Origin of the sequence: Rhodoferax ferrireducens, assembly GCF_003347515.1 — a bacterium.
GTDB lineage: Bacteria > Pseudomonadota > Gammaproteobacteria > Burkholderiales > Burkholderiaceae_C > Rhodoferax.
Genome location: NZ_QEII01000257.1, coordinates 1 through 13,233 on the forward strand (window position 1 = coordinate 1; position 13,233 = coordinate 13,233).

General features: G+C 62.8%; 3 protein-coding genes. All 3 read left to right on the plus strand.

Annotated elements, in window-relative coordinates; genetic code table 11:
- The coding region (locus C5P05_RS09340; RefSeq protein ID WP_157979273.1) for a hypothetical protein at nucleotides 1–377 on the plus strand (377 nt) is incomplete at its 5' end.
- A 67-nt stretch (nucleotides 378–444) separates the two neighbouring features.
- Nucleotides 445–2,070, plus strand: a complete 1,626-nt coding sequence (locus C5P05_RS09345) for a hypothetical protein (RefSeq protein ID WP_114969573.1) — start codon at nucleotides 445–447, stop codon at nucleotides 2,068–2,070.
- A 7-nt stretch (nucleotides 2,071–2,077) separates the two neighbouring features.
- Nucleotides 2,078–13,018, plus strand: a complete 10,941-nt coding sequence (locus C5P05_RS09350; RefSeq protein ID WP_114969574.1) for a PLxRFG domain-containing protein — start codon at nucleotides 2,078–2,080, stop codon at nucleotides 13,016–13,018.
- Nucleotides 13,019–13,233 lie beyond the last annotated feature (215 nt).

Consider the following 13,233-nt stretch of genomic DNA (forward strand, 5'->3'; position numbering starts at 1 on the left):
CCATGACCAACGAGGCCCGCGCCCGCCAGTATTCGGCCAGCATGTCCGGTTACCAGACCATGGTGCAGGCCCGCGGTGAAGTGGCCCGCACGAAGCTTGAGAACCAGCGCCAGGTGATTGTGGCGTTCCAGGCGCAGGCACAGGCGACGGTGGCCGGCTACCAGGTGACAAACGAGTATTACAAGTCCACCTCCATGGTGGGCATTGCGAACGCCGAGCTGCAGATGAAGGCCATGCTGGGCGAGATCAACAGCCGGCGCGACTATGGCAAGGCGATTGCCGACCTGGGTACGCAGAGTGCTCAGATATCTGCATCCATGGCCGCCGCTGCCATGTCCGGGATGAACACACTGGTGGCCGAGTCAACAACCAGCTGAGTCCGCTAAGGTTTGCGCCATGGGGCGCCCGAAGGCACCATCACACGATGGACTTCCGAGGGCTCCCATGGCTACCACTGACGAACTGAAGAAAAAGGACGGCAGTGCCGTCAAGCTGGGTGCCCTGCCGCCCAACCCGGCAACCGGTGGCATCACCCAACTGCCCGGCGACACCCTGCCGCAAGCCTTTGCCAACAGCCCGCAGCAACTGATGGGCACCCCCGCCGTTGCGCCGGTCAACAACCGCATCGGCAATGCTTCCCCGGTCGTGCCAGATGCTGCACCACGGGGCTTCGCGCCCAGCGTCACGGCTGGAGCGCTTCCGTTCAAATCCGACGCGGCCACAATGCTCCGCGATACCCGCGCCGCCGATCAAGGCATCACGGGCGTTGTCGGCTTCCCCAGCGCGGCACCTGTCGCCCAGCCTGCGCAAACGGGCGGCGCCACGGGTACATGGGCTGCCCCGGCTGTCGCACCAGATGCTTTTGCGGATTCCAGAAAAGTCGCCAATGAAGTAAAAAAAGATGTCTCTGGCGCATGGGATGCTGGCAACTACAGCGGCGCCATGGGCCGGGCTGCCCGTGGCTACTTGGCAACCGGTGTCGCGGGTGCTGTTGATGCTGCAGGCGTTGCCGCTGGCGCGCTGCGACCTGTCGGAAACCTCGCCAGCAACTTGTTCACCGGACAGGATATGTCAAGCGGAGCAAGCCCGGCAGTCACCAGCCCAGCCAGCGCAGTGCCGAACCCCGCTGCGCCCGCAACCCCCGGCTCGCCCGCCGCCATCGCGCAGTCAACCGCATCGCCTGCCTCCGCAACGGCGACATCCCCCGCTGGCGCCCTGCCATCTCCCGGCCAGGTCAACAAGACGGTGCAGCCCAACGGCGTCACCTCGTACAGCGGCGCCGATGTGTCGGGCGACATCAATCTGCCCGGCAATCGTGGCGGCGTGATCAGCGCGCAAAACAACCAAGCGGCCGAGAACTTGGCGCGCGCGGGCGGGCAGACACGCGGCTTCGGCCCTGCTGGCGCCATCCGTGGCGGTGGCCAGGTCAGCTCCATGGACACCAGCGCCGGATTCGCTGCTGACCGCAAGCAGCTGACTGAAATCGACGCCGGCAAGGCTGCGCAGGAAGCCAACATGCAGGCGCAAGCCGACTTCACCGCGAACAAGGTGCTGGAAGGCCGGGCGCTGGCCGGCAACCGGGGCGCTTTGCAGATCATGAACAGCAACGCCAGGAACAAGACCGAGCAGCGCGGCCAGGACATCCAGGCCGGCGCCACCAAGGCGAACTACCAACTGGCGCAGGAAAACCAGAAGCTCGCCGCCGCCAAAGATGGCCGCGAGGCAACAGCAGCTGGGTTCAACAGCCGATCGGCCGGCCGCATTGAAGCGCTGCAGGCCGCCTATGAAGCCGCCAAACCAGCGGACAAGGCAGGCATTGCCGAGCAGCTGCGCGTGATGACCGGCAAGGACAAGCCCGCGCAGTGGAAAGCCATTGCGCTGCAGGGCTCAACCGACTCCCAGGGCAACAAGACCGAGGGCGTTCTGGCTGGGGTTAATGAGCAGACCGGCGAGGTTCGGAGGCTCGATCAAGGCGGCAAGCCGGCACTCCCGCCCGGCATGGTGAAACAAGTAGGCACCTCGAACGGAAAACCCGTTTACGAGGACGCGAACGGCAAACAACACTTCTAGGATTAACGTGGCAGATCTCAAACCCTTCACTGGCAAGCTGGACGAACCCCAAGAATTGAAGCCGTTTACCGGTGTACTGGATGGACAGAAAAGCGGAGCCCTTCGCACGGGTGTTGCCGACAAAGCACTGGGCTTTGCCAGCGGCGCCATTGGCGCAACCAAGGCCATTACCGATGCAGCTGGCGCAGGCAATGCCGTGTCGAACACCTTGGCCGATGTCAACACCGGCATCAATGACTACCTGAGCCAGGAGGCGAAAGCCGACCAGCAAACGCAGTCGGCTCTGATGGCGGATGCGCAGGGCAAAGGGGCTTGGGAGGGCATCAAGGCCGGCGCAAAAGCCTTCGCTGTTGCCCCTGTGCAAACTGCGGTGCAAGGGCTTGGCTCCATCGTTCCGATCATTGCGGGTACTGCACTCACCGGTGGCGCAGCGCCTGCCGCTGCCGTGGGCGCAGGTATCGGCGTGGCCATGGGCGCCGGTACCGCCAAGGGCGCGATCTTCGATGACATCAAGAAGCGCAGCCTCGCGAGCGGCATGAACGAGGCCGACGCCACCGCTGCAGCGACCAAGGCGCAAGAGTACACCGGCGCCAACACTGACCAGATTGCACTGGGTGGCGCCCTGGGTGCGGCCGATGCCCTGACCGGCGTGAGTCGCATTGCTGGCGGCATGGCCCGGGGCGCACTGCGCAAACCCGTGGCCGACGCACTGGTCAACACGACCGAGCGCGGCTTTGTTGGCCGTACCGCCATGGGTATGGCTGGAGAAATGCCACTGGAGGCCGCGCAAGGTGGGCAAGAGCAATTAGCCGCCAATGTGGCCGCTCAGCGCGCAGGCTTCGAGGCTGGAACTTGGGACAACGTGGCCAGCAATGCCACCTTGGAAGCGCTGGCCTCTGCTGGGCCTGGTGCCGCGTTTGGCGCCATGGAGCACGCGCCAGCGAAGCCTGTTGTGCCACCCGCCCCCGCTCTGCAAATCGGCAACACGCCAGACCCCTATGTTTCATTCGCTGATGGCACGGTAGCCCGGCAATCCGAGGCCGACGCTTACATCAATGGCCTGCCGCCCGAGCAGCAGCCCGCCGCGCGCGCCAAGATCATGGGACTGGCACCGCAACCCAGCATCCCGGAAGCTGCGGCCAGTGCCGATATGGGGATTCCCATCACGGAAACTGCCATCGCGCCCGTCAAGCCCTCCGAGGCCATGGGCCTGGACCCGGCCGCCGGCCCGCTGTCGGCCGCCGCCGTCACCGCCGTGGACACGGGCGCGCATCAAGAGATCGCGCTGAACGAAGCCAATGCCGCCGACCAGGCCGCTTACGACGAGGCCATGACCGCGAAAGCGCAGCAGGACGCCGAGCAGGACACGTCGGACAAGCCCATCACGCACGGCCCGCTTGCTGAAGCTGCGATGTCGGCCGAGGACAAACAGGCGATTATGTTCGGCAATGCGCGCGTTGGCGATGGCGGAACCAAGTACGCAGGCACGCAGGATGGCGACATCCTGAACGGTCTGGGCAAGCCCTACCCCACCCGCTTTGCTGCCCAGCGCCGCGCGCGCATGGAGGGAAAGGACTGGACCATTGCGCCAGTGACCAACGGATTTGTCGCACGCCGTGCAGATGCCAAGGCCGGCGCTATGCCAGCAGCCGACAATGCCCCCGTTGCCGGCCTGACTGGTAGTTCTACCACTCAGGCGCCCGCAGAGGCCTCCGCAGAAATTGCACAAAATCAGCCTGCAGCCATCGCCACGCCTGCGCAGTCAGCTATTGAAACTGTAGCAAGTATTGATGCTGCAGCCCATTCGGCCGCCACATCACCGAACAACGACCTGGCGCAGCCGACCGAGGCGCAAAAGATCGCCGGCAATTACCCCAAGGGTCACGTCAAACTCAACGGCCTGGACCTGGCGATCGAGAATCCGGCCGGCTCCATTCGCAGCGGCAAGGACAAGGGCGGCAAGGCCTGGGAAAACACCATCAAGCACCACTACGGTTACATCAAAGGGACCATGGGAAACGACAAGGACCATGTGGACCTGTTTGTGAAGCCAGAAACCCCACTGGATTACAGCGGGCCGGTGTTTGTGATCGACCAAATCCACCCGGACACCGGCAAGTTTGACGAACACAAAGTCATGGTGGGATTCCCCAGCATGCTGGCAGCCAAGGCCGCCTACCAATCGAACTATGCCAAGGGCTGGAAGGGCATGCAGGCTGTGACGCCCATGCCGTTTGATGAGTTCAAGACCTGGGTGAAGGCTGGCCCAAAGAACACTCCACTCTCGCAAGAGAAAAAGGCCATCGCCACCGAATCTATTGCGCAACAAGCTACCAATTCAATAGCAACCACCAAGGAAAACACCAATGAGCCTCAAGCCACTCAAGCCATCGAAGCAACGCAAAAAAAACCAGCGCCAGAACGAGCAGCCGGACAACAAGTAGCCGACCACATCGGACGAGACAACCAGCCCTTGTCCGAGGGTGGCAAGCCCTTTAAGACCCGCGACGCCGCTACCGAAGCGAAGAAGTTGCAGCCCATGCTGCGCGTGGTCAAGTCGGGCAAAGGCTTCGCCCTGGCACCCAAGACCGACAAGCAACTGGCCGCCGAGGTCAAGGCCGCCAAGCGCCTGGGCAACCCGCAGACCAGCCCAAAGGGTGAGTCGATCCCGGCGCATGCGTTCATCGCCTCCGAGGGCGGAATGCACGCCGGCACCAAGTCCGACATGAACATCGGCATCAATCCGCGTATCGGCAATCGCACTCTATTCGCCGGCAAGGACCAAGGCCTGAGCATGGAGCGCGCCACCGCCCGGCTGATCGAGGAAGGCTATCTGCCAGAAGGCTCCAGCCACAACGACGCCGCGGCACTCATCAAACGCAGTCTGACCAAGCCGCAATACACAGCGACCGGCACCGAGACGGCGGCGCAGGCCGACATTGAAGCGCGCTTTGATGATTACCTGGCAGCCGAGCAGGAGGCTGCACAGGCCAACGACTTCGACCCATTTATTTCCGCATCCGATCTTGGATTCACCATAGACGACGCGGAGATGGCGGGCTATGATGCAGCCGAAGACCCGATCAAACTCGAAGTGAATGCGCTGCTGGCTCAAGCCGGTGCGCTTGGCATTGACACCAGCGACATCACGGAACAAGCATATGAAGACACACGAAACGGCTCCGAGCAAGACTACTACGACGCCGCCCGCGCAGCCCTTGCGTCAGCCATCGAAACAAGCGATGGAAATAGCCGCCAAGATGCTGGCCAGCAAGGCGATGCGGGAGCACAAGCAGGCTTAACTGCCCCCACCCGCGATGAGGTGCTGGCGCAGCAGGAGCGCGCCGACAGCGCCACCAAGGCCGAAGCCGCACAGCGCAAGGCTCAAGACCTGAGCGACAAGCGCGACCGCGAGCGCAAGGACATCGCCAAAGCCTCCGAGGCCGCCGCCGATACCTTTGTGTTGGGCGGTGACGCCGAGCAGAACCTGAGCGGCCAGGGCGGTATGTTTGACGAACCGGCCGCGCCACCTGTTTCCAAAACGGAAACCACTGCCACCCCCGCCAAAACCCCGAGCGCCGACGAACTGCGCGCCAAAGCTGACCTGATGAACGCCTTGGCCGACCTGGGCGGCATCTTCAATGCACCCTTCAAGTCGAACATGATGCCCGAGCAGGAGCAGAAGCTTTTGCCGGTGCTCACGCGCGTGCTGGATGCCGCGTTCCGGCTGGGTTATGTCAAGTTCAAGGACGCGGCCAAGTTCGCACTCGACCAGATCAAGGCCGCACTGGGTGCCGAGACGGCCGACGCCTTGACACTGGACCACCTGCAGGGCGCTTACATCGCCATGGCTGGCGGCAAGACCGGCGCCGACAGCAAGCGCGCCGTGATCGACATCGAGGCCAAATCAGAGATTGAGCAACACACTGCGCAGACCGATAATGAGCGCAACGGAGAATCAAATGCAGCAAGTACCAACAGCCGTGTGGAACGAAATCGCCAAGAGCCAGCCGCTGAGCCAGCCATGGGCAACCCTGTTCCGGCTGAACCCGCAGGAACTGACCCGGCAACTGCCGAAGCTGGTGGACGAACCACTGGAAGCAGCCGGGGCGGACAACAAGACGGTGCTGGCGTACCGTTTGGTAGCGCCCCTGTTGCAGGAGAACGAGGCAATCAGCGCCTACGTGCTGGAGTCGCAGAGCCCGAGCTTGCGGACATCGTTACCGGAGCTGACTTCAGTGAACCAGGCGGTGATTCTGGCATCAGCGGAGTACCGCCTGAATCCATCTCAGCAGGCCAAGTTGCAGCAGCTGCTGACCAGCGCACTCCAGGGTTAAAAGCCGGCATCGAGCGCGCCCGCGCCGACCGGGCGCAGGTCATGTTGGGCGACATCGACAGCATCCGCGCCACCCTGCCGCAGTTGCTCCCCGGCCAGCAAGACGATGTGCTGATGACCGAGCAGCGCTTTGCCGAGCCCAAGGGCTACGGCATGCTGTTCACCAATGGAACCGGCACCGGCAAGACCTTCACCGGCCTGGGCGCCATCAAGCGCCATGCGCTGCAGGGCAAAAACAACATCCTGATTGCCGCGCCAGACGACAAGATCGCCTCCGACTGGATGGAGTCCGGCAAGTTGCTGGGCCTGAACATCAGCAAGCTGGCCGACACCAAGGACGCCGGCAACGGCATCGTCATCACGACCTATGCCAACCTGGGCGAGAACGACCAACTGGCCACGCGCCAGTGGGATCTGGTGGTAGCCGACGAGGCGCATTCCCTGATGCAGGCCGCCGACGGCAAGCCAACCGGCTACCTGCAGGCCGTGCGCGCCCTGACCTATCACCCGGACGGCACCGGTGCCCGCCACGACATGCTGAACCGGGACAAGATCACCCGCAGCACAGAGTTGCGAAACCAGATCAGCGCCAACAACGCCATCATCAACAACCAAGACACCATGGACGTGATGGTGCGCTCGCTGGGTTCGGAAAACGCCAAACTGCACGCCGAGGAGGTCAAACTCAACGCCGAGCTGCGCGAGTCGATGGACGCCATGAAGTCCGAGGTGGCCGCCAAGCAAGGCGCCGCCCGCCCGCGCCTGCTGGCACTGTCCGCCACGCCATTCGCCTACGAAAAAACCATCGACTGGGCCAATGGCTACCTGTTCGAGTACACCGACGGCTATCCCTACGACGCCAACGAGGCCGGGCTGAAATACAACCTGCCGGATCCGCGCGAGTATTATTTTCAGACGCGCTTTGGCTACACGATGCGCTACAACAAGCTGACGCAGCCTGACGCCAAGATCGACAGCGGCATGCTGCAGCGCCAGTGGAACGGCGAACTCAAGAAGGCCGGCGCGCTGTCCGGGCGCATGCTGGATGTGGTGCCCGACTATGACCGGCGCTTTGTGCTGGTGGATTCCGCCATCGGCAACCGGATTGATGAGGCGCTGGCCTGGCTGACCGAGCAGCGCCTGGCAGCCGCCAAGGGCGACGGTGGTTTCGCCATGTTGAGCGACGTCATCAACGACAAGTTCAAGTACCTGGAAAAACGCTACCTTCTGGAAGCCATCAAGGCGACTGAAGTGATCCCGATCGTGAAGCAGCACATGGCCATGGGCCGCAAGGTGGTTGTGTTCCACGACTACAAGAAGGGCGGCGGCTTCAACCCGTTCCGCGTGGCGCCCGGAACCCCGGCCAAGGCAGACGCCGCCAACGTGGCCACGGCCAAATCATTCAGCGCCGCGGTGAGTGCATTCAATGACAAGTTCAGCGACCTAGTGAATGCGCCGCTGGGCAGCATGCCCTCCCCGATTGATGTGTTCAGCCGCGAAATCCCCGAGGTGCTGCTGATCAATGGCGACCAGAAGAAGGCCAATTTGCTGGCGCGCTACAAGTCGTTTCAGGATGATGGCACCGGGCCGCAAGTCATGCTGGTGCAGTCCGCCAAAAACAAGGGCTGGAGCGGGCACGACACCACCGGCAAGCACCAGCGCGTGCTGATCAACCTGGGCCAGCCGACGGCGCCGACACTGGCGATTCAGCAGGAAGGCCGGATCTACCGCACCGGCCAGGCCTCCGACGCCATCATGCGTTATCTGAACACCGGCACCAACTGGGAGCGCTGGACCTTTGCATCCACCATTGCCAGCCGCGCGAGTACCGCCGAGAACCTGGGTATGGGCGAGATGGCACGCGCGCTGAAAGACTCGTTCATCCAGTCGTTCGAGGAATCAGACGCCTACCCCCCGGGCCACGACGACGAGGGCAAAGGCGGCAAGGAGCGCGACAAGGCCGCCAACAATGCGGTCACGGAATATGACCGGGCCAAGACCCACTACTGGGCGACGCAGAAGAAAAACAGCCGCACCAAGGCGCAGGAAGGTGCCGACTACTTCGCCACGCCCGAGCCTTTGGGCCTGAAAATGGTGCAGTGGCTGGACGCACGCAGCGGCGAGGATCTGCTGGAGCCCAGCGGCGGGCACGGTGCGATTGCGCGCTGGCTGCCGGAAAAGACCAGCAAGACGGTGATCGAGCCCAGTCTGGCGCTGCGCTCGCGGCTGGCCATGGTCATGAACGTGGCCGAGGACCGAGTCATTGACGGCACCTTTGAAGAGCATGCGATCGTCAACAAGTACGACGGCATTGTCATGAACCCGCCCTTCGGCACGGCTGGCCGCACCGCGGTGGACCACATCGCCAAGGCCGCCACCCACTTGCGCGACGGTGGCCGCATCGTGGCGCTGCTGCCAACCGGGCCGGCGGCCGATAAGAAGTTTGACCAGTGGTTTTTTGAAACCAGCGAGAAGCCCAGCAAGATGCTGGCGACAAGCGCCGATCACGGCCCAATCTTCAAGGGAGACACTGTTACTTCAAGCGATGACCGAGGTGAGAGAACGTTTGTCGTTGGGTCCTATTCAAAAACCCACGACGCACTCATGAGCGATACCAAGGGCTACGCCTCGACTGTCGGCCGAATCATCAAGATTGAGCCCACCGGCAAGCGCACCGAAAGCTACAGCCCATCCGCTGGCCTGCAACTGGTGGCTACCATCAAGCTGCCACAAGTCACATTCGAGCGTGCTGGTACGGCCGTGGCGACCCGCATTGTGGTGATCGAGAAGACCGACGCCAATGGCATGCAGCGCGACCGCGACCTGAGCGACATCACCGACATCAATGAACTGTTCGACCGACTGGAAAACATGGATTTCCCGGCCCGTCCCAAGGTAGACGCCGTGGTTGCTGAAGAACCAGCCAAAGCCGAGAAACCCGCCAAGACTCCGAAACAGACCGCACCCAAGGCCGAAGTCGGCGACAACATCACCCTGGGTGACAAGTCGTACCCGGTGGCAACCTACACCACCAATGCCGGCAAGGTATTGCGCGGCGTCTGGGCGGCGTCCAAGACCGAGGCGCTGCAATACGGACCCTCGACCTTTGAGAAAAAAGGCCTGGGCTTCTTTGTGCGCGAGCGCGATTTCCCCAAAGGTGACGCGCCGGATGCGCCCGCCCTCTCCCGCAAGCGCCCCGTCTTCAGCCGCGGCGCCCAAGCCCAGGCGACGCAATCCGTCTCGAAGATCGTTGACGCCATCAAATCCGGGTGGGCCAATGCCCCTGAGATCATCGTCGCCTTCGACATGCAAGACGACCTGATCCCCGAGCGAGTACGCCAGGAAGACCTGAAGCAGCGCAGCGGTGGCGCGGCCGGCACGCCCGAGGGCTTTTACTACGCCGGCAAGGTGTACCTGATGTCCTCGCAGCTCAACACGGCCAACGACGTGGCGCGCGTGCTGTTTCATGAAACACTGGGGCACTTCGGATTGCGCGGCCACTTCGGCGGCGCACTGAAACCCATCCTGCAACAGATCGTGACCTTCCGGCGCGCCCTGGTGGACGCCAAGATCAAGGAATACGGCCTGCGCAGCGTCAGCAATCTGGACCGCATGACGGCGGCCGAGGAGGTGCTGGCCGAAATGGCGCAGAACACGCCGAACCTGGGCTTTGTGAAGCGCGCCATCGCCGCCATTCGCAACTGGCTGCGCGCAAACGTGCCCGGCTTCCAGTCGATGCAGATGACGGACGCCGACATTGTGCAGCAGTTCATCCTGCCGGCACGCCGCTTTGTGGAGCGTGGCGGCAATACCCCAGCGCCAAGCACGCCGCGTGGAAGAACTACCACTCAACCGGTATTCAGCCGCAGCATGACCGACACGCTGAACGCCGCCGCGAACAACGTGCGCGACGTCAAGTTGCCAGCTGGCTACCTGGTGGGCGACCTGATCAACTCCGTGCCCGGCAAGCTGAACTGGTGGCACAAGACCGTGGGCACGCAGTACAACCTGGCCCAGCGCAGCGCCCCGTTCAAGCGCGTGTTTGATTCGGTGCAGAACTTCATCAACGACGTGTCGTTTTTCGCCACCGAAGCCGCCGACCTGGCCCCCAACATCCTGCCCAAGCTGGAAAGCTGGAAGGACATCGGCAAGTCGCCACTGTCGCCAGCCGACACCAAAGCCATCAGCGCGCCAATTTTCGAGGGCACGCTGACCTGGGCCCGCGATGCCGACGGGAAACCAGTCAAAGCCCGTGGCGATGATGTGGCCGGCGTGGTCTGGACCAATGCCGAGCTCAAGAGCCTGTTCAACCTGAGCGACAAGCAGATCCCGCTGTACCGCGAGTTCCGCGCCGCTACCGACAAGAGCCTGACCAATCTGGCCGTGGCCGACATGCTGCGCTTCGGCGGGGATGATGTCGCGCCCATCCGTGATGTCGTGCTGGCGTCAAAGAGTGTGACCGATGCCGCTGAAACCCTGCGCGACTACCTAACCTCGCTGGCTGAAGCCGACCCGGCGCGCAGCGATGCGCTGTTGGACACGGCCGAGAAGATGATTGCCAAGGGCGACAAGGCGGCCGACCTGATGGCGCGCGGTTACGCCCCGCTGTCACGCTTCGGTCAGTACACGCTGGACGTGGTGCACAACGGCGAGCGCGTCTACTTCGGCATGTTCGAGAACCGCTTTGACGCCGCCAAGATGAACCGCCAGATGCAGGCCGAGTACCCGGGCGCCACCATCAACCAGGGCACCGTGTCCGAACAGGCTTACAAGATGTTCGCCGGCGTGACGCCTGAGACGCTGGAACTGTTTGGCGACATGCTGGGCCTGGAGGCCACCGGCGACGGCGCGGCCAACGAGGCATTCCAGACTTACCTGAAGCTGGCAAAATCCAGCCGCAGCGCCATGAAGCGCCTGATCCAGCGCAAGGGCATTGCCGGTTTCAATGAAGACGCTGGCCGGGTGCTGGCCGGGTTTGTTTACTCGAACGCGCGCCAGACGGCCAGCAGCCTGCACATGGGTGAAATGACCAAGGCCGCCACCGACAAGGACGCCTTCAAGAACCAGGGCGAGCTGCAGGATGCCGCGGCCAAGCTGGTCGACTACATCAAAAACCCGCAGGAAGAGGCGCAAGCCTTCCGGGGCCTGCTGTTCGCGCAGTACATCGGCGGCTCCATCGCTTCCGCCATGGTCAACATGACCCAGCCGCTGACGATGACCTTTCCATGGCTGGCGCAGTTCAGCGGTGTGACCACGGCGGCCAAGCAGATGACGGCGGCCGTGAAGGATGCCAACAAGCCCAAGACCGGCAATGCGCAGCTGGATACTGCTTTGCGCCGGGCCGAGGAAGACGGCACCGTGTCACCGCAGGAGGTGCACCAACTCATGCAACAGGCGCAAGGGCGCGGGGCGCTGCAATCTGGCGACGGCACCACGGCGGGCAATGCCATGGCCACCGCCAATAACCTGCTGTCACGCATCACCCTGGCCTGGGGCAAACCATTCTCATGGGCCGAGCAGTTCAACCGGCGCGTGACCTTCATTGCCGCCTACCGCACCGCCGTGGCGCAAGGCATGGCTGATCCGGACAGCTTTGCGCGCCGGGCCATCTCTGAAACGCAGGGCATCTACAACAAGGGCAACAAGCCGGACTGGGCCCGGGGTGCATTTGGTGGCGTCCTGTTCACCTTCAAGCAATACTCGATCAGCTACGTCGAAATGCTGTCCCGCATGGCCAAGAACGGGCCCGAAGGCAAGAAAGCGGCATTGCTGGCGCTGGGTGTGCTGTTCCTGCTGTCCGGTTCCGGGGGTATGCCTGGCGCCGACGATCTGGACGACCTCATCAGCGGCGCCATGCAATCCATGGGCTACAACTTCGACAGCAAATCCAAGCGGCAAGAGTTCTTTGCCGGCCTGTTTGGCGAAGGCGGCGCGCAGTTCCTGGAGCGTGGTGTGTCGGGCCTGCCCGGCGTGCCGATTGACGTGTCCGGACGCATGGGCCTGGGCAACCTGATCCCCGGTACTGGCCTGTTCACCAAGAAGGTTGACCACACCCGCGATGTGGCCGAATTCGCGGGACCGGGTGGCGACCTGATCAAGCGCGGCTTCGATGCGGCCGGCAAGTTGATCACGGGCGATGCTGGCGGCGCGGTGAAGTCGATTGCACCCAAGGCAGTGCAGAACCTGGCGCAGGCGTTCGATATGGCCAACATGGGCATGTACCGCGACGCAAAAGGCGGTAAAGTCCTGGACACGGACGGATATGACGCGCTGGCAAAGGCCATCGGCTTCCAACCCAATGACGTGAAGCGCTCGCAAGATGCAAGTTTTGAAGTGCAGCGCATGATTGGCTTGAATCGAGTCACCGAATCCGAGATTGCCAACCGGTGGGCACTGGGCCTGTTTGAGAAGGATCAAGCCAAGGTGCGGGCCGCGCGGGATGATTTGGCCGAGTGGAATCGAGTCAATCCGGAGAGCCCGATACGCATCAAGTTCGGGCAGGTTGCGCAACGAGTCAAAAAGATGAACGAAACAAAATCAGAGCGGATCGCGAAAACGGCACCCAAGGAAATACGCAACACCGTGCGTCAAGAACTGGAGGCTTCCCGATGAATTGGGCCGGGGTGTTCATCGCCCTGGGCTTGCTCTGGCTGTCTGTGGTAACCATGCCCTGGGGTCTGCTGATCCTGGCGGCCATGGCCTGGGCCTGGCGCAAGGGTTGATCTTGTTGCATAATTCTTTTCGGCGCCAATTGATCAGTGTTGCCCCGAGCCGATGGAAGATGTAAGTCGGGGCCAGAATGCGAAGCTACAGCAAGAAGTGGCAAC

What these genes read in the sequence shown, in the direction of transcription:
- C5P05_RS09345 (WP_114969573.1), top strand. Translation starts at nt 445, where the DNA reads ATGGCTACCACTGACGAACTGAAGAAAAAGGACGGCAGTGCCGTCAAG.